The organism is Thioclava sp. F36-6 (assembly GCF_002020305.1).
Classification (GTDB): domain Bacteria; phylum Pseudomonadota; class Alphaproteobacteria; order Rhodobacterales; family Rhodobacteraceae; genus Thioclava; species Thioclava sediminum.
Map to the genome: position 1 here is coordinate 1 of NZ_MPZX01000003.1, position 26,504 is coordinate 26,504.

Consider the following 26,504-nt stretch of genomic DNA (forward strand, 5'->3'; position numbering starts at 1 on the left):
TTCGTTAAATGCCGCCTTTGGGCGGTGTCTTGCGCTTTGGCTGGCCTGACGGCAGACCTACACCCCTGCACTGACCGCAGCCTGCGCAGTGTGCCCCAGGCTCCCGTGTCGTGGGAGGCCGCGGCGTGCCACTCGCCTGAAACCACAATCAGACCGTGCGCATCAGCCGCAAGGCGTCGTAGATTGCCGCGTGGGTGTTGCGTGCAGCCACCGCATCGCCGATGCGGAAGAGTTGATAGGCGCCGCTCGGGTTTCGCGTGGCCGTTTGCGGCTGGCCGGCGATCAGGGCTTCGTAATCGACTTCGCCCTGATTGATCGCGTCTTCGCGAAGATCGAAATAGATGTCGTCGAGCGGGCGGGTGCCGTGATTGACGACGACCTGATCTACCTGTCGCTCGCGGGTGAAAGCGCCGTAATCGCTGCCGACGCGCGCGACCAAGCCGTTTCCGTCCTTCGCCACGCCCGTCAGTTTCCAAAGCACGGTAAAGGTCACGTCGCGGGCCTGCAATTCGCGCAAGGACGGGGTCAGCGACATCGCCATGACCTCGGAGGAGAAATTGCGGTCGCGCGTCATGACCTCGACCTTGGCACCGCTGGCGGCGAGGGTCTCGGCGGCCTGCAGGGCGGCGTAGTCGCCAGCGTCGTCATAGATCAGCACGTTGCTACCCGGGCGGGCGTCGCCCGACAGGATGTCCCAGGACGAGACCACAAGATCGTCGCCTGCGTCCAGCACCTCGGTATGCGGCAGGCCGCCGGTCGCGATCACGACGACATCGGGCTGTTCAGCGCGGATGGTGTCCGCGTCGGCATAGCTGTTGAACCGGAAGCTCACGCCGAGACGCTCGCATTCCGCGAAACGCCACTGGATCAGCTGAATCATCTCGTGGCGGCGCTTGGATTGCGCGGTCAGGCGCACCTGTCCGCCGGGATCGTTGGCGGCCTCATGCACGATGACCTCATGGCCGCGTTCCGCGGCCACCCGGGCGGCCTCGAGCCCGGCCGGACCGGCCCCGACGATAACCACGCGGCGCGGCGCATCGGCCTTGGCGATCTCATGAGGAACTTCCAACTCGCGCCCGGTCGAGGGGTTGTGCAGGCACAGCGCCATGCCGCCCTGATAAATCCGGTCGAGGCAGTAATTCGCGCCGACGCAGGGGCGGATACGCTCTTCCTCGCCGCGCATGATCTTGGCGACGATATGCGGGTCGGCCATATGGGCGCGGGTCATGCCGACCATGTCGAGCTTGCCCTCCGCGATCGCGTGCCGCGCGGTGGCGACATCCTGAATCTTGGCGGCGTGGAAGGTCGGGAATTTGGTGGCGGCGCGGATTTCTCCGGCGAAATCCAGATGCGGCGCGCTGCGCATGCCCTGCACCGGGATCACATCGGTCAGGCCCGCATCGGTGTCGATATGGCCCTTCACCACGTTGAGGAAATCGACCATGCCGCTGTCTTTCAGACGCTGCGAGATTTCCAGCCCCTCTTCGCGGGTGATGCCGCCGGGCAGGTCCTCGTCACCGGTGTAGCGCACGCCCACGATGAACTCGTCGCCCACCCGCGCGCGGATCGCCTTGAGCGTGTCGAAGGTGAAGCGCAGGCGGTTCTCCAAGCTACCGCCATAGGGGGCGTCCAGATCGTTGGTCAGTGGCGACCAGAACTGATCCATCAGGTGGCCATAGGCTTGCAGCTCGATCCCGTCGAGCCCTGCCGCTTTCATCCGTTCGGCGGCATCGGCATAGTCCTCGATGATGCGCGCGATGTCCCAATCCTCGGCCTTCTTCGGGAAGGCCTTGTGCGAGGCCTCGCGTTCATGGCTCGACGAGACGACCGGAAGCCAGTCGGCCTTGTCCCAGCGGGTGCGACGGCCGAGATGGGTCAGCTGGATCATCACGGCGCAGTCGTGCTCGTGGCAGGCATCCGTCAGCTCTTTCATCCAGCCGACGACCTCGTCTTTCCATGCGAGGATGTTGTTGAAGACCGGCGGGCTGTCGCGCGCAACAGAAGCGGAGCCCGCCGTCATCGTCAGCGCCACGCCCGCGCGCGCCCGCTCGACGTGATAGGCGCGGTAGCGATCCTTGGGCATCCCGTCCTCGGGGTAGGCGGGCTCGTGGCTGGTGATCATCAGGCGGTTCTTCAGCGTCAGATGCTTGAGCTGATAGGGCTGCAGAAGCGGATCACTGGACATGGGCGGACTCCTTGAGGTCGGGTCTTGAGGGCAGGGGGCTGTCAGGCGTCGATCGAGACGTCGCCGATCGGGTTCGAGCAGCAGGCGAGAACGTAGCCTTCTTCGATCTCGTCATCGGTGATGCCGCCGTTGTGGACCATGTGGACCTGACCGCCTTTGGTCTTGATCTTGCAGGTGCCACAGACGCCGAAAGTGCAGCCCGACGGCAGCGGCACGCCCGCAGCTTTCGCGGCGGCGAGCAGGGTTTCGGTCTCCTTGATCTTCGCGGTCTTGCCGGATTTGGCGAAGGTGACCTCGACGGCGGCATCCTCGTCGGGGGTCACGTCGTCTTCGGGCTCGACGGGGCGATCGGAGATCGGGGCGTTGAAGCTCTCCTGATGGTAGTGGTCCATGTCGAAGCCCAGACCGGTCAGCGCCTCGCGCACCGCGCGCATAAAGGGTTCGGGGCCGCAGCAGAACACTTCACGCTCGAGATAGTCGGGGGCTGCGAGACCGAGGATGAGCTGGTTCAACTGCCCCTTGATCCCGGTCCAGGGCGCGTAGCGATCCTGTTCCTCGACCACCCAGGTCAGCGCGATCCCCGGCAGGCGCGAGGCCATATGCTCCAGCCGTTCGCGGAAGATGATCTCCGACGGACGACGCGCGCAATTGATGAAGACGATGTCCGGGTCGCTGCCCGCGTCATAGAGCTGCGTCGTCATCGACATCATCGGAGTGATGCCGGAGCCTGCCGAGATGAACAGGTATTTCGACGCCGGATGAACGACGTTCGAGAACATCCCCGCCGGTCCCAACGCCTTGATCCGCATGCCGGGGCGCAGATTGTCGAGCATCCAGCGCGTGCCGAGCGAGTCCGGCTGCGCCTTCACCGTGACGGTGAGCGAGGTGGGCCGCGACGGCGAGGAGGAGATCGTGAAAGTCCGGTGCAGCGGGCCGCCCGCCACCGGCAATTCCAGCGTCACGAACTGCCCGGCATTGAAGTGGAACAGCGCTCCCGAGGGCGGGCGAAAGGTGAAGCTCGCCGTATTCGGGGCCTCGGGCAGGAAGTTGACGCATTCCAGCGGTTCGTCATCGGTCCAGAACTGAAGGAGCGGTTGAGCAGTTGCAGCCATGAGCCTACTCCGCCGCGACGCTGCGCGGGGCAAGCGCGCGAGTCATGGTGTCGGCATACCAGTCGACGAACTGGATCACGCCGGACTCCCAATCCGGGCTGTAGGGCCCCGGCGTATAGGCCGGAGAATTGATGCCGCGCTGGTTGTCCTCGACGATCTCGCGATCCTGATCGTTGGTGGCGATCCAGACTTCCGTCAGGCGATCCAGATCGTAATCCACCCCCTCGACCGCATCGCGATCGACGATCCAGCAGGTCGTCACCTCGGTTTGCGTGGGGCTGATGGGCATGACCCGGAAGGTCAGTGTGATGTCGGGCAGGAAGTGGTTCCAGGTCGACGGGTAGTGGAATTTCAGAAGCGATCCCGCATCGGGCAGGGCGACGCGCCCGAGCGGACGGCGCACCGCCGCCTGACCGTCCATCGTGTAGCTGACGGCATTGTCCTGCAGCGGCATCCGCGCCAGACGGTATTGGCCGTCGCCACCCAGACGGAATTGCGCAGGCGCGCCGGATGCCTCGCAGCGGTCGAAATGCCCCTGAAGCCGGGCCGAGATCGAACCATCGGCGGAGACGCCCGCGACTTCCGGGTCGAGCGGGAAGGAGTTGCACAGCTCGGGGTGGTTGCTCGAGCAGTGATAGCACTCGCGGTTGTTTTCCCAGACCAGCTTCCAGTTGCCTTCCTCGATGATCGACGAGGTGAAGGCGACCTTGCCCCGGTGCAGGTCGTGGACCTCCAGATAGGGGCGCGCCATGGCCGCGAATGCTTCGAAATCAGGGGCGTCGTCGGCCAGACAGATATAGATCAGGCCGCAGAGATCGCGGGTCTGAACCGCGTGCAGGCGATGCTCTTTCGGGTCGAACTCCGGCCCCATCTCGCGCGCCCAGAGCAGGCTGCCATCCAGATCGTAGGTCCATTGGTGATAGGGGCAGACGAGCTTGGCCACGCGGCCCGCGCTCGCCTTGCACAGGATCGAGCCGCGGTGGCGGCAGGTGTTGTGAAAGCCCCGGATCTCGCCGTCGCTGCCCTTGACCAGAATGACGTCATAGGCTCCGATCTTCAGGCGCGCATAGTCGCCGGTCTTGACCAGCTGACAGGCCGGAATCGCATAAAGCCACTCGCGGTAGTAGATATGCTCGAGATCCTCCTCGAAGATGCCCGGGTCGGTATAGAAAGCCCGGTCGAGCGAATATCCGGGTTTGCGATGTGCGAGCAGATCGGCAAGAGAAGGTGTCACGGGCGCGGCCTTTCCTATCCAAGCGTGATTTCACCTCATTTCAAATTTGCTTTTTCGTGCCTCTCAACGTCATAAATATTCATCCCGGGTGAGTTCAGCTCACCTAAGACATATTTCGACACGGAATGGTTCGAAACCGACATCATGCAGCGCCCCTATGATCTTCCCTCGCTTAGCTCACTGAATTGTTTCGAGGCTGCTGCCCGAAAATTAAGCTTCAAGGCGGCGGCGTCAGAGCTGAACGTGACCCCGACGGCCGTCAGCCATCAGATTCGGGCGCTCGAGACGGAGCTCGGTCAGCAGCTGTTTCGCCGCCAGCATCGCGGCGTCGAATTGACCGAGGCGGGGGCCTATCTGTTCAACGCCGTGCAGCGCAGCTTCGAGGCGATATCCGACGTCGTGAGGGATATGCGCGGGCCTGTCGCGGAGGACGACGTGATGGTGCTGGCCTCGACCGCGGTCAGCTCTTTGTGGCTCACTCCCAAACTGACGGAATTCTGGCTGAACCATTCGGATATCAACGTCTCGCAAATCGTGAGCGACGCGGTGGATTTGGAAGCGACCGTCGATCTCAGCCTTCATTACGGCGAGTTTCCCGAGGGGGACGAAACCTGCACGCAGCTTTTTCAGGACCGCATCTGCGCGGTCGGATCGGAGGCATTTGCTGCGCGCTATGCCATCACCGCCGCACATGACTTGCACCGCGTCCCGCTGATCCACATCACGCGCGAGCGCCATCGTTGGACCGAATGGCCCGATTGGCTGTCCGAGCTCGGCGCTCCGCGGCCGACCGGCAAACGGATCACCGTCAACAATTACATGATCGGGCTGCAGATGGCGAAGGAGGGTGTCGGCGCTCTGCTTGGTTGGGACGGTCTGGTCGGCCACCTGATCGAGGCCGGAGAGCTCGTCGCGCTCGGGTCAGAAAGCGTGGTGTCGCCACAGTGCTTCTACATCAAGGTTCACCGTCGCGCCTCCGCAAAGGCGAAGAAATTCCGCGACTGGCTGGTCGCGCAGAGCGTCACGAAGGCGGACGGCTGACCGCAAAGCATCGCACAGGCACGTGCCACGTCCCTAGGCGCTCAAGCGCGAAAAGGTGTGAAGATGCCTGTCCCCGCGAGCGGTCGCGCCGACAAAGAAGGCTCAGAGGCCGCAATTCTCAGGTTTTGCTCTCATCCGTTTCCTCGGCGACTTCTGACTCGTTGTAGTCGTTGGGATCGAAGTCGTCAGGGTCGAACGCGTCCTCTTCTTCCGCGATGCCGGTCACGTAGGAGGTTCCCGTCTCTTCATCGAAGATCAGACCGTAATTCGCCCGTCCCTCCGATCTGAAACGGAGAAACTCGTGAATGCCCGCGTAGAGAGCGACGAACACGAACGGCAAAAGTATCACGGCGGCGAGTATCTGAGCGCTGATGGCGGACCTCCTCCGGGCTGAACAGCAAAGGCGGATTGTCTGTGGCTGCAAGCCGGGTCAACGAAACAGCAGGCTAACATCATCTGAATGCAGGTTCGAGCACTCGGGCGTTCAGTGTGACCTGCATCTGAGCAAAAAGATGGGTCAGCGGACCGTCGAGGTCAAGGCTGGCCGCGGGCAGGGCCTGCGCTTTCGCACCCCGCGTCGACTGCCGGAGACCCCACCGCCTCAGGCGTCGACGGGTTTCACCTTGGGCGGGATCGGGGCCCCGGACGGGTCGATCCCGTGTTTCTGCAACGCCTTGTGCATGTAGCTGCCGCGCCGGGGGCGGTTGTTCTCGGCCTCTTCCAGACGGGGCTTCATCCGACGCGCCCACATATGCACCGCATAGGTCTCGTCGGTCAGGAAATCCGTCTCCACGTCGAAGCGCGACATGATCATCTTGTTCCGGTTCTTGAACGGGATCGGATAGAAGGCCTGTTGCGAGAGCGCATGGTCCCATTCGCCGGTCTCGCGCAGGAAGTGGCTCAACGCGGCAGGGCCGGTCAGCCCCCATTCCTGCTCGGAGAAATGCACCGGTTCGCCGCGGTCGCGGGCTGCGCGCAGTTCCTCTTGCTGTTCTTCTTTCAGCCATGGCCCGATCGCATAGGGGTCGGCCACGAAATCCAGCAGCCCGCGCAGAGTCTGCGACTCCGCAGGCAAGCGCATCACCGCGTTGCAGATCAGGTGCGGCTTCTCCAGCCCGAACACGTAATCATCTTTGAAATCGAAGGGTTTCACGCAAAGCACATCGGCATCGACCCAGATGTAATCGGTCTTCTCCATCAGATGCAGGCGCCACAGATCGGCATGGATCGCGGGGCTGCCGGTGCGCTTGTGGCGGATGATTTCGTCGCCCGGAAAGATCTCGCGCGCGTCGCGCAGCGTCACGCCGGGCGGGGCGTTCGGGATCAGGTTGTAGCAATAAAGCAGCGTGTCATGGCCCGCATCGACGAAAGATTTCAGGCTCAGCTGTTCGAGCCAGGACAGGCGGTCTCCGATCCACAGGGTCGCGATCGTCGGCAGTTGGGACAAGGGTAGGCTCCTGTTTGGAAAGGTCTTTCGCGGCGGTCAGGCTGCGTGGGGGCGGTATCCGGTAAGTTCGGTGGAGACGTCGGGCGTCCAACGGGGGCGAGAATGCACGAAATCTCGTTCACAATATGACGGGGTCGACCCACTCCGCATCCTGCGGCTCAGGCCACGTTCTGCGCTCCGCTTCCCTGTTGCCATAAATGTGCCCGATCTCTTTGGTTTTTCTTATCTCGCATTCGCCGTGACGATAGCACCAAACCATCCGTATGTAATTGATCGGCGCAAGAAAAAATGTCAGACCTCAACCGATCCCGAGCAGGAAAAAGCGATCTCGATGGCCGATGATTTCGAAGACGACGCCGCAGGGGGCGAAACCGGGCTCGAGGAGAAGCTGCCCGATTGGTATCGCGAGATTTTTCCCGCCGGTCCCCGCGACGGCTTCTATGAAAAGCTCGGGGTTCATGCGCTGATCCATGTCGCGCGCGATCCGGCCACGCTGGTCGTGACGTTCGATAACCTCTCGGATGCGGGCTATCCCGGCTATGACATCCGGCCATGGGCCGAGAAATTCATCCGCGATAATGGCTGGAGCCATTTGGGCGTGGTTGCGCAAGGCCCGACATGGTTTCGCGACGCGCGGCTGATCGCCCGGATGGAGGCTTTGCGCGATCAGGGCTTTTTCGAAGGATACGCGCGGGTCGTGATGACGGGCACCTCGATGGGCGGCTTCGGCGCGCTGGCCTTCGCCGATCTGGCGCCGGGCTGCGAAGTGGTGGCCTTCAGCCCGCAGACGACGCTCGCGCGCGATCTGGTCCCGTGGGAGCGGCGCTTTGCGCGGGGGCGCGATCAGGACTGGTCGCTGCCGCGCTCGGATGCGGCTGAACATAGCGGTGCTGCGGCCAAGGTCTGGGTGATCTGCGATCCCTTCCTGCAAGAGGATATGCGACAGGTCGGGCGTCTGCCGCGCGATAACGTCACGCTGCTCAAGGCATTCGGGCAGGGGCACAAGACGGCGCTGGTGCTGCGCCGGATGGAGCTTCTGAAGGCGGTCATCGCGCGCGCGGTCACGGGCGAGCTGAGCGAGGATTGGTATTATCGGTCGACCCGAGGCCGCAAGGATATCTACCTTTACCGCAAGGTGATGGAGGACCATCTCGCCAGCCGCGGCAAGGAACATCGCATCCCGCGTCTGGTCGCGGCCTTCAAGGCGCGCAGGCAAGCGCAAAGACAGGCGCGCGCTGCGGCGACCTCGCCCGGATCATAACGCCTTTTGAGGTGTAATACGCCGGGGCAGGGCGGCTTGCCCGCGCCTCAGCGTGTTGTCGCCTCGCGCAGCCGGGCGGCCTCATGCATCATCGCGGTCAGCCGGGCGACCTCGGGGCGTTCGGTCATCTCGTGCTTCATCGTCAGCCCGACCGCGCCCGACATGAACTGCGCGCCCAGCGGCAGGCTCACCAGAAGCCCCGAGGCCAGTTCGCGCGCCACCACGCCGCGCGAGATGAACCACAGCATATCCGACCCTTCCAGCAGCCCGAGCCCGGTCGCGAGCGACACGGTCTCGATCGGGCAGCGCGGCTCGGTGATGCCTTGTGCGCCCAGATAATCGTCGACGATGCGCCGAATGATCGCGCCGCGCGTGGGCAGGATCACGTCGCATTGGCGCAGTGCCTCGGGGGCGGGGCTGTTCGCGAAAGGATGGCCCGCGCGCGCCGCGAGGATGACCTCTTCCTCATAGAGGAAATCGAAGCGCAGCCCCGGCATGTCGCCCGCCGCCGGCATCCGCCCGATCATCAGATCCAGCGCGCCGGAGCGGATCCGGTCGAGCAGATACAGGTTCGGCCCGGTGCTGATCGAGAGCCGCGTGCCCGGATGGGCGCGGCTGAAGTCGAGCGCGACGCCCGGAAAGATCGAGCCCGCCACGGTCGGCAGCGCGCCCACATTGATCACGTCGCCGATCCCGTCGCCGCTCAGCGCAGCGGCGCCTGCCTCAAGCTCCTGCAGCGCCTGTATCGCATGGCGGCGAAACGCCTCGCCCGCAGGAGTCACCGTCAGCCGCCGCCCGCGCCGTTCCAGCAGTGCGCCGCCCAGCATCGCCTCCATCTCGGAGAGGGTTTTCGACAGGGCAGGCTGCGAAATTCCCTGTTTGCGCGCCGCAGCAGAGACGCCGCCTGCCTCGATCGTGTCGAGAAAGGCGCGGATGTGCCGCAGCTTGAGACCTTTATGCATAGCCATGGGGTTATGGATTAACGTGCATTTTATATTTGGCTCAAGCGAAAACTTCAGAAAAGATTATGGTGGGAGGAAGAGGATGCACGCACTTATTTGCGACTGGGGCCATATCCATTACCGCGAAGACGGTGTGGCACAGGGCGTTCCGGTTATATGTCTGAACTCGCTGGGCACCGATCTGCGGATGTGGGATGGGCTTGTCGCCCCGCTCTCCGGCTATCGTCTGGTGCGCATGGACAAGCGCGGCCACGGGCTCAGCGCGACCTCTGACGCTGCCCCCACGATCACCGATCTGGCGCAGGACGCGCTGGCGGTGGCCGATCATCTGTGCATCGAGCGTGCGGTTTTCGTCGGCTGTTCGATCGGCGGCATGATCGCGCAGGAGATCGCGCGGATCGCCCCTGAACGCGTGCGCGCGCTTGTTCTCAGCAACACCGCCGCCAAGATCGGCACCGAAGAAAGCTGGGCCGAGCGGATCGCCACCGTGGAAAGCCAGGGTCTGCCCGCGATGGCGCAAGGCGTGATCGAGCGCTGGTTCGGCCCCACCTTCCGCGCCCATCCTGATTGCGCGCTCTGGGTGACGGAGGTCGCACGCACCGATGCCAAGGGCTATGCGAATTGCTGCGCGGCGCTCGCCGGGGCCGATCTGCGCGACGCTCTGTCCGAGATTTCCGCCCCGACGCTGGTGATCGCGGGCAGCCATGACGGCGCGACCCCGCCCGAGCAGGTCATGGAGATGGCCGCCGCCATTCCCGGCGCGCGGGCCGAATTGATTGAGGGCGCGGGGCATATTCCCGCAATCGAGGCGCCCGAGCAGTTGGCGCGCCTCATCACTGAATTTCTGAAGGAGCATGAGCGTGTCTGAGCGATATGAAGCAGGGATGGAAACGCGCCGTCGCGTCTTGGGCGACGCCCATGTCGACCGCGCCGATGCGGGCAAGACCGAGTTCGACGCGCCGTTTCAGGAATTCATCACCGAAGGCGCCTGGGGCTCGGTCTGGTCGCGGCCCGACCTGACGCCGCGCGAACGCTCCATAGTGACGATCGCGCTACTGGCGGCGCAGGGCAATCACGAGGAAATCGCGATGCATACCCGCGCCACCGCCAACACGGGCGCCACGCCGGAAGACCTGCGCGAAGCGATGCTGCATGTCGCGGTCTACGCGGGCGTGCCGCGCGCCAATCACGCGATCAAGATCATCAAGGAAACGCTGAAGGAGATGGGCCAATGACCGGTCGTTTGATCCCCCGCGAGGCCGGTATCCATCCGCCTCTCTTCACGCCGACCTACAAGACCTCGGTGCTGCGCAGCCCAGAGCGCGCGCTGATCTCTTTCGACAGTTCGCCCAGCGAGGAGACCGGCCCGACCTTCGGCCATGTAAAGCTCGGCGCGCTCGATAACGACCTGCTGCTGAACTATGCCCGCCCCGGCACCAGCGCCATCGGCGAGCGGATCATCGTTCACGGTCGGCTTCTGGACGAGAACAACCGTCCGATCCCCAACGCGCTGATCGAGATCTGGCAGGCCAATGCGGGCGGGCGTTACCGCCACAAAAAAGACGGCTATCTGGCGGCGCTCGATCCCGATTTCGGCGGCTGCGGGCGCACGATCACCGGCGAAGACGGCTCCTACGCGTTCCGCACCGTGAAGCCCGGCGCTTACCCGTGGCCCAATGGTCCGAACGAATGGCGTCCCGCGCATATCCACTTCTCGATCTTCGGCCACAGCTTCGGCCAGCGCCTGATCTCTCAGATGTATTTCGAGGGCGATCCGCTGATCGCGCGCTGCCCGATCGCACAGACGATCCCCGACAAGGCCGCGCTCGACCGGCTCGTGGCGGCGCTCGACATGGGCGAGACGAAACCGATGGACGCGATTGCCTATCGCTTCGACATCGTGCTGCGCGGCCACCGCCAGACCCATTTCGAAAACCGCCCGGAGGGATTGTGATGGTGCAGAAATTCGACAAGCCGATCCTGACGCCTTCGCAAACGGCAGGGCCTTACGTCCATATCGGTCTCGCCCCCGAAGCCTGCGGCATCGAGGATGTGCCCTTCGAGACGCTGGGCCGCGAGATTGCCGGGGAGGAGGCGAAAGGCGACCGGATCAAGATCACCTGCCGCGTCGTCGACGGGGGCGATCTGCCGCTGCGCGACTGTCTCGTCGAGACCTGGCAGGCTGACGCCGCCGGTATCTATCCGGGGCAGGAGGGGGCCGACCCGGCTGTCTCCGGTTTCGGCCGTATTCCCGCCGATTTCACCACCGGCGAGATCACCTTCGAGACGATCAAGCCCGGCGCGATTGCGCTTTCGGGCGACCGCAAGACGCCGCCGCATATCTCCTTCTGGATCTTCGCGCGCGGGATCAATCACGGGCTCCATACCCGGATGTATTTCCCCGAGGACGACCTGTCGGGCGACCCGCTTCTGGCGCGGATCGAGCATCGCGACCGGATCGCCACGATGGTCGCCGAAGCGACCGGGCCGGGCGAATACCGCTTCGAAATCCGTCTGCAAGGTGCAGGCGAAACCGTCTTCTTCGATATCTGAGCCATGACCCAGGACCCTTGCATCATCTGTGTCGCGATCACCGGCTCCGTGCCGCAGCAATCCGACAACCCCGCTGTGCCGATCACGATCTCCGAGCAGATCGAGTCGACGCAGGCCGCGTTCGAGGCGGGCGCGACCATCGCGCATTGCCATGTCCGCAATGAGGACGGCTCGCCGAGTTCCGACCCCGACCGCTTCGCGCGGCTGATGGAGGGGCTGCACCAGCATTGCCCCGGCATGATCGTGCAGCTCTCGACGGGTGGGCGCTCCGGCGCAGGCAAGACGCGCGGCGGGATGCTGCCTTTGCGGCCCGACATGGCCTCGCTTTCGGTCGGGTCGAACAACTTCCCGACGCGGGTCTATGAGAACCCGCCGGATCTGGTCGACTGGCTGGCTTCCGAGATGAAGACCTACGACGTGCGCCCCGAGATCGAGTGTTTCGATCTCAGCCACATCTTTCAGGCCGCGAAACTGGTCGGCGACGGGCGGCTGCCCGCGAATGTCCATGTACAATTCGTCATGGGCGTGAAGAACGCAATGCCCGTCGACCGCGCGGCCTTTGATTTCATGCGCGAGACCCGTGCGCGGGTGCTGCCCGAGGCGACATGGTGCGCCGCGGGCGTCGGGCCGGGGCAGGTGGTCGTCAACCAATGGTGCATCGAGACCGGCGGCCATTGCCGCACCGGGCTGGAGGACAATATCCGGCTGGATCGTGAGACGCTTGCGCCGTCGAATGCGGCGCTGGTCCAGCGCACGGTCGATCTGTGCGAGCAGGCGGGCCGTCCGGTTGCGACATGGCAGCAGGCGCGCGAGATCCTCGCGCTGCCGATGAAGGGGGCCGCATGAGCCTGTCGCCCCTCGACAGCCCGCTCTGGTCCGGTCTCTACGGTGATCCGGAACTGGGTGCGATGCTCGACGATGCCGCATTGCTGGCGGCGATGGTGCGGGTCGAAGTGGCGCTGGCCGAGGCCTGCGCTGCCGAGGGGGTCGTGTCCGAGGCTGCCGCGACCGAGATCGCGGACAAGCTGACCGGCTACCAGCCCGACCCGGCGACACTGGCCGAAGGGGCCGCGCGCGACGGCGTGCCGGTTCCGGCGCTGCTGAGCGATCTGCGCGGCAAGCTCTCGGAAGAGGCGGGGCAGGCGCTCCATTGGGGAGCGACATCGCAAGACATTATCGACAGTGCGACGGCGCTTCTGATGACGCAGGCGCTTGCCGTGATCGCGGCGCGGCTGCGGCGCGTGATCCGTGTGACCGGCGCGCTGGCCGGGCGCGAGGCCGAGACGGTGATGGCCGGGCGCACTCGCAGCCAGATCGGCCTGCCGGTGACTTTCGGCGCGCTGGTGGCGTCCTGGGGGCAGCCGCTGATCGACGCGGCGGCGCGGATGGCCGTGATGCAAGGCGCTGGGCGGATTTCGTTGCATGGCGCAGTCGGCACCGATGCGGCGCTGGGCGACAAGGCGCAGGCGGTGCGCAACCGCATGGCCGCGGCGCTGGGCCTGCAGGCCGAGGATCAGCCGTGGCACAGCCGCCGTGACGCGATGGCCGCGACCGGCGCGCAGGCGGTGCTGCTGACCGGTTCGCTGGGCAAGATCGGCACCGATGTCGTGACGCTCGCGCAGTCGGGGATCAACGAGGTGCGGATCGCGAGCGGGGGCTCGTCCACCATGCCGCATAAGTCGAACCCCGTGGCCGCCGAGGCGCTGATCGCACTGGCCCGTCACGCCGCGCATCTGCAGGTCAGCCTTTTCGAATCCGCACTGCATGGTCAGTTCCGCGACGGCGCAGCCTGGGCGCTGGAATGGATGAGCCTGCGCCCGATCCTCGTGGCCTGCGGAGCGTCGCTGCGCCTCGCCGGAGATATGCTGGACGGCCTCCAGACCGACGCGCCCCGGATGCGCGCCAATCTCGAGGCGGCGGGCTTCGGCCCTTACGCCGAGCGCGCGATTTTCACGCTGGCCAAGACGCTGCCGCGCAACGCGGCGAAGGCCGCGGTGCAAGAGGCGATGGCCGCACCCGATCCGGTGGCGGCGTTGCTGGCCGCCTATCCCGAACTCGACGGGGACACCCTGACCGATCCGCTTCTGGCGGCAGGGCAGTCCCCGGCGCAGGCGCGCGCTTTTGCGCAGCGCTGCAATGACCTTTGCGGAGGAAACGCATGAAGACCCAAGTCGCTATCATCGGTGGGGGGCCGGCCGGGCTGCTGCTGTCGCAATTGCTCGACCTGCATGGGATCGAGAGCGTCGTGCTCGAACGGCGCTCGCGCGACTATGTTCTGTCGCGGATCCGGGCCGGGGTGCTCGAACAGGGCACCGTCGATCTGCTGCGCGCCGCAGACGTGGGCGCGCGAATGGACCGGCAGGGCGAAATCCATGACGGGGTCGAGATCTCGTGGCATGACGAGCGGCTCAATATCGACATCAAGGACCTGACGGGCCGCGGGGTGATGGTCTATGGCCAGACCGAGGTGACGCAGGACCTGTATACCGCCCGCGATGCGCGCGGCGGCACGGTGCTGCACGAGGCCGAGGTGACGGCAATCGAGGGGATCGAAGGCGACGGCGTCACCGTGCATTTCACCCATGAGGGCGAGGCCAAGACCCTGACCGCCGATTTCGTCGCGGGCTGCGACGGCTTCCACGGTCCTTCGCGCAAGGCGATCCCGGAAAGCCATCGTCAGGAGTTCGAGCGCGCCTATCCGTTCGGCTGGCTCGGCCTTCTTTCCGAGACGCCGCCCGCCGCGCCCGAACTGATCTACGCGGCCCATGATCGGGGCTTTGCGCTGTGTTCGATGCGCTCGCCCACGCTGAGCCGCTATTACGTGCAGGTGTCGCTCAGCGAGAAGCTGGAAGACTGGCCCGCCGAGCGGTTCTGGGACGAGCTGCGCACCCGCATCCCGGCCGATGTGGCCGAGACACTGGTCACCGGCGAGCCTTTGGAGATGTCGATCGCGCCGCTGCGCAGCTTCGTCTCCGAGCCGATGCGCCACGGGCGTCTGTTCCTGGCGGGTGACAGCGCTCATATCGTGCCGCCGACCGGCGCGAAGGGTCTGAACCTCGCGGCGTCCGACGTCTACTATTTGCACCGCGCCTTCGATCGGTTCTACAACCACGGCACGTCCGAAGGGCTCGACGCCTATTCCGAGACGGCGCTGTCGCGGGTCTGGAAATGCGAGCGCTTCTCGTGGTGGATGACCTCGATGCTGCACGATTTCCCGGAAACGGGTGCGTTCGAGCGCCGGATGCAGCGCGCGGAGTTCGAGTATCTCCAGATGTCGGAGACCGCACGCAAGAGCTTTGCCGAAAACTACGTGGGCCTGCCTTACTGACAGGCCGAACCGCCCCCGCGCGAGGGGCATAAAGGGAGGAAATAACGATGAAATTTACGAAACTGCTGGGGTTGAGCGCCGCGGCCATGCTTTGGGCAAGCGGGAGCTTCGCACAGGAGATCACCCTCAAGCTGCACCATTTCCTTGGCGCCAAGGCGCCGGTGCAGACGCAGATGCTGGAGCCTTGGGCCAAGCGCGTCGAAGAGCTTTCGAACGGCAAGGTCAAGATCGACATCTACCCGGCAATGACGCTGGGCGGTCGCCCGCCGGAACTCGTGCAGCAGGCGCGTGACGGCGTGGTCGATCTGGTCTGGACGCTCAACGGCTACACGCCGGGTCTCTTCCCGCGCACCGAGGTGTTCGAACTGCCGACCGTCTTCAACAACGATCCGGCCGCGACCAACCTCGCGATGCGCGACATGTTCGATAAGGAGCTGAAGCAGGAATACGAGGACAAGGGCCTCGAAGTGATGTTCCTGCATGCCCATGCGGGCAACGGCATCCACACCGTGGATACCCTGGTTCACAGCCCCGCCGACGTGAAGGGCATGAAGCTGCGCACGCCGTCGCGCACGGGGGCCTGGGTGATCGAGGCGCTGAACGCGCAGCCGGTCGCGATGCCGGTGCCGGAACTGCCGCAGGCGCTCTCGAAGAAGGTCGTGGACGGCGCGCTGATCCCGTGGGAAATCATCCCCGCGCTGAAGCTGCAGCAGCAGACCCAGTACCAGATTGAAGGGCAGGACCATTGGCGTCTGGGCACCTCGATCTTCCAGGTGTCGATGAACAAAGCGAAATGGGACAGCCTGCCTGACGACGTCAAAGCGGCGTTCCGCAAGGCCTCCGACGAGGAGTGGCTCAAGCAGGTCGGTGATATCTGGCGCACCAGCGACAATAACGGGATCAAGGCCGCCGAAGCGGATGGCAACGAGCTGATCACGCTTTCGGCCGATGAGACCCAAGCCTTCAAGGATGCGATGCAGCCGGTCGTCACCCGTTGGGAAGACGAGGTGAAAGGCCAAGGCATCGACGGTTCGGCGCTGGTGAAAGAAGCCCGCGAGCTGACCGCTGAAGAAGAAAAGAACCTGGCGAGCCAGTAACCAACGGAGCGGCGACGATCATGCATTCTGCAACCGAGACTTTCTTGCGCAAGGCGATCTATGCCTGGGCCCTCGCCGGAGGCGGGGTGCTTGCAGCGATCGTCGCCGTAAACGTCTGGACCGTGGTGGGCGGCTTCATCGGGCTGCCCTTCGCGGGAGACTTCGAGCTGACGGAGATGGGGGTCGCCATCGCGGCCTTCATGTTCCTGCCTTATTGCCAACTCGCCGATCAGAACGTGACGGCGGATATCTTCACCTCGAAACTGAGCGCCGCCGTGCAGCGCCGCTTCTCTGCCATCGGCTCGGTGCTGGCGCTGGGCTTCGCGGCGCTTCTGCTGTGGCGGATGTATTTCGGGATGCTCGACCAGAAATCCTATTCGCTCGCGACCACGATCCTGCAGATCCCGGTCTGGTGGGCCTACCTTCCCGCGCTTGCTTCGCTGGCGCTACTTTTCATCGCCGCAGCGCTGAGCCTGCGGGACAACTGGACGGGGCGTGCCTGATGGACCCGATTACTCTCGGCCTGCTGGGCCTCGCCATTCTCGTGGGGCTCATCGTGATGCGTGTGCCCATCGCCTATGCCATGATCGTCGTGGGCGCTGGCGGCACCGCGATCATCAACGGCCCGGCGATCCTGCTGAGCCAATTGAAGACGCTCGCTTACGGCCAATTCTCGATCTATGACCTCTCGGTCGTGCCCATGTTCGTCCTGATGGGGGCGCTGGCCACCAAGACGGGCCTGTCGCGCGATATGTTCCGCGCCGCGAACGCGTGGTTCGGCTGGATGCGCGGCGGCACCGCGATGGCCTCGATCGCCGCCTGCGCGGGCTTCGGCGCGGTCTGCGGGTCTTCGCTCGCCACCGCCTCGACGATGGGCAAGGTCGCCCTGCCGGAACTGGAGCGCTACAACTACTCGCCCGCACTCGCGACCGGTTCGGTCGCGGCGGGCGGCGTGCTGGGCATCCTGATCCCGCCCTCGGTGATCCTCGTGATCTACGCGGTGATCGTGGAGGCCAATATCGTCACCATGTTCATGGCCGCGCTGATCCCCGGTCTGATCGCGGTCGTGCTGTTCCTGATGACCATCGCGATCTATGTTCGCCTCGTGCCGAGCGCAGGCCCCGCGCAGGGCGTGTCGGACAAGGCGGAGTTCTGGGCGGCCACGCGCGGCGTGCTTCCGGTGCTGGGTATCTTCGGCGTGGTGATCGGCGGCATCTATGCGGGCTTCTACAACCCGACGCCCGCTGCCGCGATCGGTGTCTTCGCGGTCTTCGTCTACGGGCTCTTCCGCGGGCTGATGTCGCGCGAGGCGATGCGCTCGTCCATCCTCGAGACGGCGGGCACCACGGGCATGATCTACCTGATCTTGCTGGGTGCCGAGCTGCTGAAGATTTTCATGTCGCGGGCAGGGGTGCCGCAGGCGGCTGCCGATATGGCGGTGAATTCCGGCCTGCCGCCGATGATGGTGATGGCGATCCTGCTGATCGCGCTGATCGTGCTGGGCTGCCTGATGGACTCGATGTCGATGATCCTGCTGGTGCTGCCCTTCTTCTGGCCGGTGCTGGTCGAGATCAATGGCGGGCTCTACCAGATGGCGGATGGTTCGGGCTTCGGCCTCTCGACCGACGAGCTGAAGGTCTGGTTCGGCATTCTCGCGCTTGTCGTGGTGGAGCTAGGGCTGATCACGCCACCGGTGGGGATGAATGTCTTCGTGATCTCGGCGCTGGCGAAGAACGTGCCGATGGGCACCACTTTCCGGGGCGTCTTCCCGTTCTTCCTGTCCGAGCTGGTGCGCGTCGCGCTTCTACTGGGCTTCCCGGCGCTGACGCTGTGGCTTCCGCGGGTGCTGGGCGGCTGAGCCACGTCAGACAAGCGGATGAGACAAAACGGGGGGCGCAATCGCCCCCCGTTTCGCATTCAGCCCGCGCGCATCGGGGCGAGGGCCTTGTTCTCTACCCCGATCCGCACCCAGAGCATCGCCGCGTTCAGCACGGTGAACAGCATCGCGACCCAGAAAAGCCCCAACACCATCGGGGCCACGAAAATTTCCGCCACGACCAGCATGTAATTGGGGTGTGAGACGTATTTGAACGGCCCGCGTGCGACCAGCGGCTCGTCGAGGATGATGATCCGCGTCGTCCAGCGACCGCCGAGGCTGGTGAGGATCCAGACGCGCAGAACCTGCAGGACCGCGAAGATCGCGAGCCAACCGAGGTGAACGGGCTGGCCGATCCCGAAGACGATCAGGCACAGAATCCAGGCGCTGTGCATCGCAACCATCACCGGGTAATGCGACGCGCCGACCTCATGGGCCCCGCGCGCCAGAAGCCGAGCGGTGTTGCGCTTGGCGATGACCAGTTCGCTCAGCCGCTGCACGACGATGAAGGCCAGAAACAGGAGGCTCGGGAGGACCATCAGGCGGCCTCCCTCTCGTTTTGGGCCGGGCCGACATGGAAGGGCAGGAAGGAGGCGGTAAAGCCCGGCCCCAGCGCGCAGCCCATCATCTGCCCGGTCTTGCCCGCGTCCAACACCGCGCGCATCACGAACAGCATCGTGGGGGCGGACATGTTGCCCGCCTCGCGCAGCACCGCGCGTTCGGCATCCAGAACGCCCTGTTCCAGATGCAGCGCACCCTCGATCGCCTCCACGACCTTCGCGCCGCCGGGGTGGCAGACATAGCGGTCGATCTCGTCATGGTTAAGGTTCGCGGCCTTGAGCGCGCCATCGGCTGCCTCCGCGAACTCGGACGTGACGAAGCCCGGGATCGAGCGGTCGAAGATCACACCGAAGCCGATCTCATCGACATCCCAGCCCATGACGTCGAGCGTGTCGGGCCATATCTTCTGGTGCCCCTGTCCGAGCGAGATCACCTGACCCGCGCCGGGCGCCTCGGTGCTGATACAGGCCGCCGCCGCGCCGTCCGCAAACAGCACGGCCGCCACGATATCGGCCTTCTGCATCCGATCCGCACGGAAGGAAAGCGAGCAGGTTTCGACCACGACGAGCAGCACCTTCGCCCCCGGACGCCCCGCCGCGATGGATTGCGCCGTCGACAGTCCCGAGACGCCGCCCGCGCAGCCCAGACCGAAAATCGGCACCCGCATGATGTCGTCGCGAAATCCCATCTCGCCGAGAACCTGCGCCTCGAGCGAGGGCGTCGCGAGCCCGGTCGAGCAGACCGTGACCACGCAATCGACCTCCGAGCCCTGCCAGCCTGCGGTGTCGAGGGCCGCCTGCGCCGCGTCGATGAACAGCGCCTTCGCGCCTTCCATGAAAGCCGCGTTGCGGTCAGCCCAGCCGTGCGGCTCCGAGAACCAATCGATCGGCACGACCGAATAGCGCCGATCGATCCCGGCCGTGTCGAAGGTCTTCGAGAGCCGCTCGAATTGCGGGTAGGTCTCGCCGAAGATGATCTCGGCGCGCTTACGCACCTCGGATTGCGCGAGACAATGCGGCGGCAGGGCCGTCGAGAGGCCGTGGAGATAAACTGACATGGCAATTCCTTTCCGCTGAAGGCTGATGCTGGTCAGTCCTTGAGGAAACTTTTGAAAAACTCGGGGGCGCGTTTGGATTGCCCTGTAAGTCAACGGACGAGAGGGACCTTTGGTTCAGCTGCAAGGAAAGGGAGCCGGCGCCGGGCGGCGAAGCCGGGTCGCTTAACAGTCGCGCGTAACAGCATGTGAATAGGGGATTTTCTTCGATAGGCGCGCGCGGCGGTTTTGTCTTCAACACCAAGCTGTGATCGCAATGGGGCGATGTTTCCCCGGGCCGGGCGCTGGCGGACTACCGGTGCAGCGAAAGAGGACGGCAAACGCACGGTCCTCCGCTGTGTCAAAGTCGTCCTTTAGTAACCTGATTTCGCAAGGTTTTTCAAAAATTCTCGGGCCTCAACACGGCCCGTCAATAGCCACATTGCCGCAGCGCGGCACACGGCGACTTGAGGCTGAATTCGTGTTTCGAAACCGGTTTCGGCTTTACGAAATCGGTTTCGTTAACCTAGTCTCTCGCCATGGAGGAGATTCGCGACACAAATAAGAAACCGTCCGAACCGGTGCCGCGCCGGGTGCGGATTTCTGATCTTGCGCAGGCGCTGGGCCTGACCAAGAGCACCGTGTCGCGGGCGCTCAACAATTATTCCGACATTTCTCCCGAGACCCGCGAGCGCGTGGCGCGCGTCGCCGCCGAGATGGGCTATGCGCCGATGCCTTATGCGCAGGCCGTGCGCACGGGGCGGGTGCGGGCGCTGGGTCTGGTGCTCGAGCTCGACGCGCCGGACCGCTACGGGCCGTTCCTCACGGATTTTCTGGGCGGGATCACGCAGGAAGCCTCGCTTGAAGGCTGGACGCTGACGATCGCCTCGTCGAATTCGCGCGAGGAGATGGAGGACACGGTCACGCGGCTCTTGCAGGAGCACAAGGTCGACGGCTTTATCCTGCCGCGGACGCAGGTCGTGGACCCGCGGGTGAAGTTCCTGCAGGCGAAACACGTGCCCTTCGTGCTGTTCGGCCGCACCGGTCACGGTCAGCCCGATCCGGGTCTGTCGTGGTACGACGTGGATGGCGAGGGCGCGATGCGCGCCGCGGTCGCGCGGCTGGCGGGCTTCGGTCATCGCCGCATCGCCTTTGCTGGGTCGCACGCAAGCTACAATTTCGCGCTACTGCGCCGGGACGGCTACCGTGAGGGGCTGGAAGAGGCCGGTCTGCCCTTCGATCCCGCGCTCGAACTGATGGAGATTTCCGACCGTTCGGAAGGGGCGCAGGCGGCGCGCGATCTGCTCGATCTGCCCGATCCGCCGACCGCGATCGTCTATTCGACCGACGCGACTGCGCTCGGGGCCTATGACGTGGCGCGCGAGCGGGGGCTGACGATCGGGCGCGACCTGTCGATCATCTCCTATGACGGTATTCCCGAGGGCCGGATGGTCGATCCGCCCCTCACGACATTCGCAGTCGACAGCCAGCACGCGGGCGCGCGTCTCGCGTCACTGCTGATCGCGCAGCTCCGCGGTGCGCCGCCCGGAGAGCTGACGGAATTGGTGGCGGCGCAACTGGAACCGGGAGGCTCTGACGGGCCGCCCGTCGACCCATAAGAGAAACGAAATCTACTGGGAGGAAAGTAAATGAAGCTAATTCGAGGACATAAAACGGCGATGCTGATGGGCTCGACCGTTCTGGCGCTGATGGCGGGCGCCGTCGCGGTGCAGGCCGAGACGATCAAGTTCTGGACCACCGAGGAACAGCCTGAGCGTCTGGCCAAGCAGCAGCAGATGGCCGACGACTTCAAGGCCAAGACCGGCATCACCGTCGACGTGATCCCGGTGACGGAAAGCGACCTGAACCAGCGCGCCACCGCGGCTTTCGCGGCGGGTGATCTGCCCGACGTGATCTACACGCCGCTGCAAAACGTGCTGCCCTGGACCGATGCGGGCATCGTCGACACGCTGGCGAGCACCGATGTGGTCGACAAGCTCGATCCGGCGACCTTCGCGCCCGGTGCGCTGAAAATGGTCGAGACGGATGGCGATTACGCCGCCGTGCCGGTCGACGGCTGGACCCAGATGATCCTTTATCGCAAGGACCTGTTCGACAAGGCGGGCCTCGCGCCGCCGACCGATTTCAAGTCGATCGAAGCCGCGCTCGACAAGCTCAATAATCCGCCGAGCATGTATGGCTTCGTCGCCGCGACCAAGGTCGACGAGAACTACATGAGCCAGATCCTCGAGCAGATCTTCCTCGCCAACGGCGTCTCGCCGGTGGGGCCGGACGGCTTCAAGCCGCTCGACGAGAAGAAGACGGTCGAGGTGCTGAACTTCTACAAGAAGCTGGCCGACGCCTCCCCGCCCGGCGAGAACTACTGGAAGCAGTCGCGCGAGCTGTATTTCGCGGGCAAGGCGGCGATGATCATGTGGTCGCCCTTCATCCTCGACGAGCTGGCCGGTCTGCGTGACAGCGCTCCGCCGATGATCAACGACGATCCGACCTCGACCGAGCTGTCGAAGGATACCGGCGTCGTGACCAACCTCGCGGGCCCGTCGAACCCCGACGGTGCGAGCTGGGCGGACCTGCGTTACTTCACCATCACCGCCGATGCCGACACCGAAGCGGCCGAGCAATTCGTCGATTACTCGATGAATGACGGCTACGAGCAGACGCTGTCGATCGCGCCGGAGGGCAAGTTCCCGACCCGTCGCGGCACCGACGAGAATCCGGAGAAGTTCACCAAGCTCTGGGCGACCCTGCCGGTGGGCGTGGATCGCAAGGCGCCGCTCAAGGATCTCTACGCGCCGGCCGTGGTCGACGAGATCACCAAGGGTCTCGACACCGCACAGCGCTGGGGCGTGAAGGACGGGCAGCTCGCGCTGGCCTCGAAGATGCTCAACAGCCAGGTCATCAACCGGGTTGTGCGCGACTTCATCGACGGCAACATCTCGGCCGAGGATGCGGTCGCGAAGATGAACGACGAGCTGGGCAAGATCAACTGATCCGACCTCTGGCCGGGGCAGGGCGGTTGCGCCTTGCCCCGGGACCAAAGCCCGCTCTGACTGCATGGATTGGAGACTGTCATGACTGACATATCGCCGCCCAAGGGGCGCGGCGCGCTTGCTCGTCGCGAGGCGCGCCTGGCCTGGGGCCTGCTGTTCCCAACCATCGCGATCGTGGCGCTTGTCGTGATCGTGCCGCTGCTGGCGATCTTCTGGATCTCCTTCAAGCCGGTGACGCTGGGCGATCTGCGTCCCGCCGAGATCCGCACGCGGGTGGCGCTGCGCGAACGCGGCGATCAGGCGCTTCTGGAGCTGCGCGTCATCAACCCCTCGCGCGAGCAGGAGATGACCAAGGCGGGTCTGAACGTTACCCTGCCTGAAGGCGTTGCGCTGACCGGCGATCTGCCGGAGGGCTGCGCGATGGACGGGCAGGACCTGTCTTGCGATTTCGGCACGCTCGAGGCCGGCGCGAACGAACGCTTCCGCGTCGATGCGCAGGTGACGGGGGACACCCGCGAGGCAGAGCGCGCCATGCGTGACGCCGAGGTCACGGCGACCGGTCACGTCTCGAACGTCCTGACGAATTCCACTTTCACGCTCGACAACTTCCGCCAGCTCTTCTCGGGCAGCGAGTTCTGGAGCGTGCTGGGCATCACGCTGTTCTACACGGTCTTCGGGACGCTGGGCGCGCTGGTCGTGGGGCTGTTTGCGGCGCTGCTCCTGAACAAGAGCTTCCGCGGGCAGGGTATCCTGCGCGGGCTTTACCTCTTTCCCTATGTGGCCCCGGTGATCGCCGTGGCTTTCACATGGATCACGCTGTTCGATCCCTATTCGGGCTCCGCCAACGCGCTGCTGGTGCAGATGGGCGTGAGCGAAGGCGCGATCAACTTCTTCGGGGCCAAGCCGCTCGCACTGATCATGGTGACGGTGTTCGAGATCTGGCGCTATTTCCCGCTCTCGTTCCTCTTCATCCTCGCGCGGATGCAGAGCATCGACACGGATATGTATGAGGCGGCGGATATGGACGGGGCCTCTCCGTTCCAGAAATTCTGGTATCTCTCGATGCCGCAGCTACTGGGGATCCTGTCGGTCCTGTTCCTGCTGCGCTTCATCTGGACCTTCAACAAGTTCGACGACATCTTCCTGCTCACCGGCGGCAATGCCGGCACGCGGGTCCTGACGGTCAATGTCTACGAACAGGCTTTCGCGGTGTCGAATATCGGTGCGGGTGCCGCGGTCGCCGTGGTGATCTTCGCCTGCCTTCTGGTCTTCTCGGGGCTGTTCTTCCGCACCATGAGCCGGGAGGAAGGGCTATGAAAATCCTGCATAAAGGCTATCTCACCGGGCCGATCATCGGGGCGCTCTGGGCGCTGGTCATGTCGGTCACGCTGGGGGTTGCGATCTCCTTTGCGACCGGCGCTGCGGCCAAGCCTGCTCTGATCGGGTCGCTGATCCTCGGGCTTGCGACCGGGTTTGCCCGGGTGCGCATCGCCAATCGCTGGGCCGCGGATGCGGTGGCGGTGATCGTGGCGCTGGCGCTGATGGCGGTGGGCCTCGGCGCGCTGCAATTCGACGACAGCTTCAACTTTGTCTGGCGCGTCGCGCTGAGCGTGGTGCTGGCGGGAGCGGTCTCGATCCCGCTCAACTCGATCCTGCGCGAGCTGCGGTTCGGTGCGCTCACGCGCCACCAGTTCGAGGATGCGGTGATCCGCTTCCTCACCGGCTTCGGCTATATCTTCTTCACCGCGATCGTGGTCATCCCGTTCTACGTGATGGTCATGACCTCGATGAAGTCGCAGCAGCAGCTGATGCTCAACCCGCTCGATTTCTCGATCGACCTGAGCCGGGGCTGGCATCTGTTCGACAGCTATTACGAGTTGATGACGCAGTTCCATTTCGGGCGCTACCTCTGGACGAGTTTCTATGTCTCGGTGCTGACCGTGCTGCTGACGCTGCTGTTCTCGGTGCCCGGCGCCTATGCGGTCGCGCGGCTGCGCTTCCGCGGGCAGAAAGTGTTCTCGCGTGGCATCCTGCTGATCTACATGGTGCCGATGATCGTGCTCGCGCTGCCGATCTACATCGCCTACTCGATGGTCGGTCTGCGTAACTCGATCCTCGGGATCGTCATGGTCTACCCGGTCACCACGATCCCGGTCGCGCTGTATATGCTGCAGGGCTATTTCCGTGGCCTCCCCGTCGAGGTCGAGGAGGCGGGCCTGATGGACGGGCTCTCGCGGCTCAAGGTGATCTGGAAGATCACGTTGCCGCTGGCGTTGCCCGCGATGGCTTCGGTCGGGCTCTATGTCTTCATGATCGCATGGAACGAGTTCCTGCTCGCCTTCATGCTCCTCGACGATCCCAGCAAATTCACCCTCACGCGGGGCATTGCCTCGCTCAACTCTTCCGAGATTCCGCGCCAGCACCTGATGGCGGGCGCCGTCATCGCGACGGTGCCGATCATGGCGCTGTTCCTCGGGCTCGAACGTTTCATGACCCGCGGCCTGACGGCCGGCGCGGTGAAAGGATAAGATATGATGACCGAAACTCTGGCTGCCGCAGACGACTTCTCCGACCGGGACGCCGCGGCGCGCGACATCCTCACCCAGAACGACCGGGGCGGCTATACCGTGCCGACCGACGGCCTCTATCCCTACCAGTGGAACTGGGACAGCGCCTTCGCGAGCCTCGGCTTCGCCGAGTTCGACCTGGACCGCGCTTGGCAGGAGATCGAGACGCTGTTCTCGGGGCAGTGGGACAACGGCATGGTCCCGCATATCATCTTCCACAAGCCCGATCCGGGCTACTTCCCCGGCCCCGACGTCTGGGGTTGCAACGGGCCGATCGCGTCTTCGGGAATCACCCAGCCGCCGGTCGCACTCAGCTTCGCGACGCGGCTTCTGGCGGCTGATCCGGAGGCAGGCGCGGCCCGCTTCGCCGCGCTCTATCCGAAGATGCAGAAATGGGCGGAGTGGTTCCTGAAATGGCGCCGCGACGAGAAGGGCGCGATCTTCGTGATCCATCCGTGGGAATCGGGGCGTGACAACGCGCCGGACTGGGATGACGCGATGAGCGGGATCGACCCGCAGGACGTGGGCTATTACGAGCGCCGCGACACCCAGCATGTCGACGCCTCGATGCGCCCGACGAAATACGATTACGACCGCTATATCTGGCTGGTGCAGCGCGCCAAGGCGCTGGATTGGGATGATGCGAAAGTCGCCGAGGGCAACCCGTTCAAAGTGGCCGACCCGACGATGCATTTCATCTTGATGCGCGGCCTGCGCGACCTGCTGGCGGCTGGCGAGGGGCAGGACCTCGACACCGGCGACATGGCCACGCAGCTGGCCGAGCTGGAAGCCGGAGCAGAGGCGCTGTGGAACCCCGGCATGGGCTATTACGACAGCTACAACTGCAACAACGGCATCTGGTCGAACGCGCTGAGCAACGCCTCCTTCCTGTGCTGGTTCGGCGGGCTCGACGCGCCGCATATGGAGCAGCATCTGGCCCGCGTGCTCGATGCGGCCCCCTATGGCGTGCCGTCGCTCGCGCCTTTCGATCCGCGGTTCGACGCCAAGCGCTACTGGCGCGGCCCGACCTGGGGGATGATGAACATGATGATCGGCGAGGGCGCCTCGGAACGCGGCGTCGCGCTTGGCGAAGAGGTGCGCAAGCGCACCCGCGAAGTCATCGGGCGCTACGGCTTCGTCGAGTATTTCGACCCGATGACGGGCGCGGCTGCGGGCGGCAAGGCATTTACCTGGACGGCGGCCGTCTGGCTCGCCTGGGCCGGCAAGGAGGGGTGA

General features: G+C 64.7%; 25 protein-coding genes. 17 read left to right on the plus strand and 8 right to left on the minus strand.

Features of this window, described 5'->3' with window-relative positions; translation table 11 throughout:
• Nucleotides 1-148: 148 nt before the first annotated feature.
• From BMI88_RS14260 to BMI88_RS14270, 3 genes are read right to left on the minus strand one after another with little or no spacing between them, the layout of a single operon-like run.
• A complete protein-coding gene (locus tag BMI88_RS14260; RefSeq protein WP_078549843.1) occupies nucleotides 149-2,185 on the minus strand; it encodes an NADH:flavin oxidoreductase in 2,037 nt (678 codons plus the stop codon).
• A gap of 41 nt (nucleotides 2,186-2,226) precedes the next feature.
• Complete coding sequence (locus tag BMI88_RS14265) at nucleotides 2,227-3,297, minus strand: hybrid-cluster NAD(P)-dependent oxidoreductase (RefSeq protein WP_078549845.1); 1,071 nt, start codon at nucleotides 3,295-3,297, stop codon at nucleotides 2,227-2,229.
• Between the two features lie 4 nt (nucleotides 3,298-3,301).
• A complete protein-coding gene (locus BMI88_RS14270) occupies nucleotides 3,302-4,531 on the minus strand; it encodes an aromatic ring-hydroxylating dioxygenase subunit alpha (RefSeq protein WP_078549847.1) in 1,230 nt (409 codons plus the stop codon).
• A 144-nt stretch (nucleotides 4,532-4,675) separates the two neighbouring features.
• On the opposite strand from BMI88_RS14270, the gene BMI88_RS14275 reads away from it, so the two are divergent.
• The gene (locus BMI88_RS14275) at nucleotides 4,676-5,572 is read left to right on the plus strand and encodes a LysR family transcriptional regulator (RefSeq protein WP_078549849.1); all 897 of its coding nucleotides are present in this window, start codon (nucleotides 4,676-4,678) and stop codon (nucleotides 5,570-5,572) included.
• Nucleotides 5,573-5,690: 118 nt separating this feature from the next.
• On the opposite strand, the gene BMI88_RS14280 is transcribed toward BMI88_RS14275, so the two are convergent.
• Both BMI88_RS14280 and BMI88_RS14285 read right to left on the minus strand, forming a co-directional pair.
• Nucleotides 5,691-5,921 carry a hypothetical protein gene (locus BMI88_RS14280; RefSeq protein WP_348638898.1) on the minus strand — a complete coding sequence of 77 codons (231 nt, stop codon included), beginning with the start codon at nucleotides 5,919-5,921 and terminating at the stop codon, nucleotides 5,691-5,693.
• Between the two features lie 252 nt (nucleotides 5,922-6,173).
• Nucleotides 6,174-7,019 (minus strand): hypothetical protein, encoded by an 846-nt coding sequence (locus BMI88_RS14285; RefSeq protein WP_078549851.1) that lies wholly within the window; start codon nucleotides 7,017-7,019, stop codon nucleotides 6,174-6,176.
• 331 nt (nucleotides 7,020-7,350) lie between these two features.
• Between BMI88_RS14285 and BMI88_RS14290 the strand changes: the two genes are divergently transcribed.
• A complete protein-coding gene (locus BMI88_RS14290) occupies nucleotides 7,351-8,280 on the plus strand; it encodes a hypothetical protein (protein ID WP_078549853.1) in 930 nt (309 codons plus the stop codon).
• A gap of 47 nt (nucleotides 8,281-8,327) precedes the next feature.
• Here BMI88_RS14290 and BMI88_RS14295 read toward each other — a convergent pair whose 3' ends face one another.
• Nucleotides 8,328-9,248: a LysR substrate-binding domain-containing protein gene (locus BMI88_RS14295; RefSeq protein ID WP_078549855.1), complete on the minus strand. Its 921-nt coding sequence runs from the start codon at nucleotides 9,246-9,248 to the stop codon at nucleotides 8,328-8,330.
• Between the two features lie 76 nt (nucleotides 9,249-9,324).
• Between BMI88_RS14295 and pcaD the strand changes: the two genes are divergently transcribed.
• The 10 genes from pcaD to BMI88_RS14345 are packed head-to-tail and all read left to right on the plus strand — an operon-like array spanning nucleotide 9,325 to nucleotide 18,078.
• Nucleotides 9,325-10,110, plus strand: a complete 786-nt coding sequence (gene pcaD / locus BMI88_RS14300) for a 3-oxoadipate enol-lactonase (protein WP_078549857.1) — start codon at nucleotides 9,325-9,327, stop codon at nucleotides 10,108-10,110.
• Complete coding sequence (pcaC, locus tag BMI88_RS14305) at nucleotides 10,103-10,477, plus strand: 4-carboxymuconolactone decarboxylase (protein ID WP_246831894.1); 375 nt, start codon at nucleotides 10,103-10,105, stop codon at nucleotides 10,475-10,477. Before pcaD ends, pcaC begins: the two co-directional genes overlap by 8 nt.
• Nucleotides 10,474-11,196: a protocatechuate 3,4-dioxygenase subunit beta gene (pcaH, locus tag BMI88_RS14310; RefSeq protein WP_078549861.1), complete on the plus strand. Its 723-nt coding sequence runs from the start codon at nucleotides 10,474-10,476 to the stop codon at nucleotides 11,194-11,196. Before pcaC ends, pcaH begins: the two co-directional genes overlap by 4 nt.
• Complete coding sequence (pcaG, locus tag BMI88_RS14315) at nucleotides 11,196-11,795, plus strand: protocatechuate 3,4-dioxygenase subunit alpha (protein ID WP_146673591.1); 600 nt, start codon at nucleotides 11,196-11,198, stop codon at nucleotides 11,793-11,795. The genes pcaH and pcaG overlap by 1 nt, the downstream gene beginning before the upstream one ends.
• Before the next feature lie 3 nt (nucleotides 11,796-11,798).
• A complete protein-coding gene (locus BMI88_RS14320) occupies nucleotides 11,799-12,641 on the plus strand; it encodes a 3-keto-5-aminohexanoate cleavage protein (protein WP_078550668.1) in 843 nt (280 codons plus the stop codon).
• Nucleotides 12,638-13,957, plus strand: coding sequence for a lyase family protein (locus BMI88_RS14325; protein ID WP_168173995.1), 1,320 nt, complete (start codon nucleotides 12,638-12,640; stop codon nucleotides 13,955-13,957). The genes BMI88_RS14320 and BMI88_RS14325 overlap by 4 nt, the downstream gene beginning before the upstream one ends.
• Complete coding sequence (gene pobA, locus BMI88_RS14330; RefSeq protein ID WP_078549865.1) at nucleotides 13,954-15,123, plus strand: 4-hydroxybenzoate 3-monooxygenase; 1,170 nt, start codon at nucleotides 13,954-13,956, stop codon at nucleotides 15,121-15,123. The genes BMI88_RS14325 and pobA overlap by 4 nt, the downstream gene beginning before the upstream one ends.
• A gap of 47 nt (nucleotides 15,124-15,170) precedes the next feature.
• Nucleotides 15,171-16,220, plus strand: a complete 1,050-nt coding sequence (locus tag BMI88_RS14335; protein WP_078549867.1) for a TRAP transporter substrate-binding protein — start codon at nucleotides 15,171-15,173, stop codon at nucleotides 16,218-16,220.
• Between the two features lie 20 nt (nucleotides 16,221-16,240).
• Nucleotides 16,241-16,723 carry a TRAP transporter small permease subunit gene (locus tag BMI88_RS14340; RefSeq protein ID WP_078521002.1) on the plus strand — a complete coding sequence of 161 codons (483 nt, stop codon included), beginning with the start codon at nucleotides 16,241-16,243 and terminating at the stop codon, nucleotides 16,721-16,723.
• Nucleotides 16,723-18,078 (plus strand): TRAP transporter large permease subunit, encoded by a 1,356-nt coding sequence (locus tag BMI88_RS14345; RefSeq protein ID WP_078521001.1) that lies wholly within the window; start codon nucleotides 16,723-16,725, stop codon nucleotides 18,076-18,078. The genes BMI88_RS14340 and BMI88_RS14345 overlap by 1 nt, the downstream gene beginning before the upstream one ends.
• Nucleotides 18,079-18,137: 59 nt before the next feature.
• Here the strand turns inward: BMI88_RS14345 and BMI88_RS14350 are convergent, their stop codons facing one another.
• Both BMI88_RS14350 and BMI88_RS14355 read right to left on the minus strand, forming a co-directional pair.
• Entirely contained in the window at nucleotides 18,138-18,635 is a 498-nt protein-coding gene (locus tag BMI88_RS14350; RefSeq protein ID WP_078549869.1) for an isoprenylcysteine carboxylmethyltransferase family protein, read from the minus strand.
• Nucleotides 18,635-19,714, minus strand: coding sequence for a type III polyketide synthase (locus BMI88_RS14355; RefSeq protein WP_078549871.1), 1,080 nt, complete (start codon nucleotides 19,712-19,714; stop codon nucleotides 18,635-18,637). The genes BMI88_RS14350 and BMI88_RS14355 overlap by 1 nt, the downstream gene beginning before the upstream one ends.
• Nucleotides 19,715-20,229: 515 nt before the next feature.
• On the opposite strand from BMI88_RS14355, the gene BMI88_RS14360 reads away from it, so the two are divergent.
• The 5 genes from BMI88_RS14360 (at nucleotide 20,230) to BMI88_RS14380 (ending at nucleotide 26,504) form a co-directional block, all read left to right on the plus strand.
• Nucleotides 20,230-21,309 (plus strand): LacI family DNA-binding transcriptional regulator, encoded by a 1,080-nt coding sequence (locus BMI88_RS14360; RefSeq protein ID WP_146673592.1) that lies wholly within the window; start codon nucleotides 20,230-20,232, stop codon nucleotides 21,307-21,309.
• Between the two features lie 30 nt (nucleotides 21,310-21,339).
• Nucleotides 21,340-22,701, plus strand: coding sequence for an extracellular solute-binding protein (locus BMI88_RS14365; protein WP_078549873.1), 1,362 nt, complete (start codon nucleotides 21,340-21,342; stop codon nucleotides 22,699-22,701).
• 81 nt (nucleotides 22,702-22,782) lie between these two features.
• The gene (locus tag BMI88_RS14370; protein ID WP_078549875.1) at nucleotides 22,783-24,018 is read left to right on the plus strand and encodes a sugar ABC transporter permease; all 1,236 of its coding nucleotides are present in this window, start codon (nucleotides 22,783-22,785) and stop codon (nucleotides 24,016-24,018) included.
• A complete protein-coding gene (locus tag BMI88_RS14375) occupies nucleotides 24,015-25,229 on the plus strand; it encodes a carbohydrate ABC transporter permease (protein ID WP_078549877.1) in 1,215 nt (404 codons plus the stop codon). Before BMI88_RS14370 ends, BMI88_RS14375 begins: the two co-directional genes overlap by 4 nt.
• A gap of 6 nt (nucleotides 25,230-25,235) precedes the next feature.
• Nucleotides 25,236-26,504 carry a hypothetical protein gene (locus BMI88_RS14380; RefSeq protein ID WP_078550672.1) on the plus strand — a complete coding sequence of 423 codons (1,269 nt, stop codon included), beginning with the start codon at nucleotides 25,236-25,238 and terminating at the stop codon, nucleotides 26,502-26,504.

Bases quoted from the DNA above. Each gene is read 5' to 3' on its own strand.
- BMI88_RS14290 (WP_078549853.1), top strand. From the start codon at position 7,351: ATGGCCGATGATTTCGAAGACGACGCCGCAGGGGGCGAAACCGGGCTC.
- BMI88_RS14325 (WP_168173995.1), top strand. From the start codon at position 12,638: ATGAGCCTGTCGCCCCTCGACAGCCCGCTCTGGTCCGGTCTCTACGGT.
- BMI88_RS14335 (WP_078549867.1), top strand. From the start codon at position 15,171: ATGAAATTTACGAAACTGCTGGGGTTGAGCGCCGCGGCCATGCTTTGG.
- pcaH (WP_078549861.1), top strand. From the start codon at position 10,474: ATGACCGGTCGTTTGATCCCCCGCGAGGCCGGTATCCATCCGCCTCTC.
- BMI88_RS14295 (WP_078549855.1), bottom strand. From the start codon at position 9,248: ATGGCTATGCATAAAGGTCTCAAGCTGCGGCACATCCGCGCCTTTCTC.
- BMI88_RS14260 (WP_078549843.1), bottom strand. From the start codon at position 2,185: ATGTCCAGTGATCCGCTTCTGCAGCCCTATCAGCTCAAGCATCTGACG.
- BMI88_RS14340 (WP_078521002.1), top strand. From the start codon at position 16,241: ATGCATTCTGCAACCGAGACTTTCTTGCGCAAGGCGATCTATGCCTGG.
- pcaG (WP_146673591.1), top strand. From the start codon at position 11,196: ATGGTGCAGAAATTCGACAAGCCGATCCTGACGCCTTCGCAAACGGCA.
- BMI88_RS14350 (WP_078549869.1), bottom strand. From the start codon at position 18,635: ATGGTCCTCCCGAGCCTCCTGTTTCTGGCCTTCATCGTCGTGCAGCGG.
- BMI88_RS14275 (WP_078549849.1), top strand. From the start codon at position 4,676: ATGCAGCGCCCCTATGATCTTCCCTCGCTTAGCTCACTGAATTGTTTC.
- BMI88_RS14345 (WP_078521001.1), top strand. From the start codon at position 16,723: ATGGACCCGATTACTCTCGGCCTGCTGGGCCTCGCCATTCTCGTGGGG.
- BMI88_RS14320 (WP_078550668.1), top strand. From the start codon at position 11,799: ATGACCCAGGACCCTTGCATCATCTGTGTCGCGATCACCGGCTCCGTG.
- BMI88_RS14375 (WP_078549877.1), top strand. From the start codon at position 24,015: ATGAAAATCCTGCATAAAGGCTATCTCACCGGGCCGATCATCGGGGCG.
- BMI88_RS14370 (WP_078549875.1), top strand. From the start codon at position 22,783: ATGACTGACATATCGCCGCCCAAGGGGCGCGGCGCGCTTGCTCGTCGC.
- pcaD (WP_078549857.1), top strand. From the start codon at position 9,325: ATGCACGCACTTATTTGCGACTGGGGCCATATCCATTACCGCGAAGAC.
- BMI88_RS14355 (WP_078549871.1), bottom strand. From the start codon at position 19,714: ATGTCAGTTTATCTCCACGGCCTCTCGACGGCCCTGCCGCCGCATTGT.
- pobA (WP_078549865.1), top strand. From the start codon at position 13,954: ATGAAGACCCAAGTCGCTATCATCGGTGGGGGGCCGGCCGGGCTGCTG.
- BMI88_RS14380 (WP_078550672.1), top strand. From the start codon at position 25,236: ATGACCGAAACTCTGGCTGCCGCAGACGACTTCTCCGACCGGGACGCC.
- BMI88_RS14365 (WP_078549873.1), top strand. From the start codon at position 21,340: ATGAAGCTAATTCGAGGACATAAAACGGCGATGCTGATGGGCTCGACC.
- BMI88_RS14265 (WP_078549845.1), bottom strand. From the start codon at position 3,297: ATGGCTGCAACTGCTCAACCGCTCCTTCAGTTCTGGACCGATGACGAA.
- BMI88_RS14360 (WP_146673592.1), top strand. From the start codon at position 20,230: ATGGAGGAGATTCGCGACACAAATAAGAAACCGTCCGAACCGGTGCCG.